Source organism: Stenotrophomonas sp. 278, assembly GCF_003935715.1.
GTDB classification, from domain to species: Bacteria; Pseudomonadota; Gammaproteobacteria; order Xanthomonadales; family Xanthomonadaceae; genus Stenotrophomonas; species Stenotrophomonas maltophilia_AH.
Genome location: NZ_RHPP01000317.1, coordinates 1 through 651 on the forward strand (window position 1 = coordinate 1; position 651 = coordinate 651).

At 74.8% G+C, this 651-nt stretch carries 1 pseudogene; it reads right to left on the reverse strand.

What is annotated here, in order from left to right:
- A pseudogene (locus tag EGJ34_RS22470) lies at positions 1-651 on the reverse strand (helix-turn-helix domain-containing protein); the annotation flags it as partial.

The window sequence follows — 651 nt, forward strand, 5'->3', positions numbered from 1 at the left end:
GCCACGCCGCGCCGAGCGCGCGCAGCAGCGCGAACAACAAGGGCCGCCGTGCCAGTGATCGCCATTGCCCGCCCCGCCACACCCCCCGACGGCAGCCATCCACCACACAATGTGGCCCATCCAGCAGCGCGCGTACCTGCTGCAGGTCCAGGGCAAGCCCGGCGTGGCGGGCCGCAGGCTGGCGCAGAGCGGCGCAGGCCCGCGCCACCTCCGCCTGCAGGGCAGGAATACCCGACTGTTGGGCAGCGCGGGTGGCGTCACCAAGGGCTTCAGACGCAACGGAGATCTGCAACGCGCGCGCAGCCAGCGTCGCCCGGGTCAGCGCGGCCATGGCCTCCAGCGGCGGCGGCAGGGTGTGCGCCTGCAGACGGCTCAGCGCATCTGACGCCTCCGCGCCGCGCCCGAGCAGCAGGGCCCGGCGCGCCACGATCAGCCACGCCTGCAGTGCGTTGCCGGTGTCATGCGCGCGCTCCAGCCGGCGCGCCGCGGCCAGCAACGCAACCGAGGTCGCACCCAGCTCCCGCAGTGCCAGCCCGATCTCGGCGTCGGCTACCACGCAGCGGGCCCGCGCCACCGCTTCGTTGCGGCCGAATGCGGCGTGCGCCTGCCGCAGCAACACCCGCGCGCGCGTCAGATCGCCCAGCTGGGCCA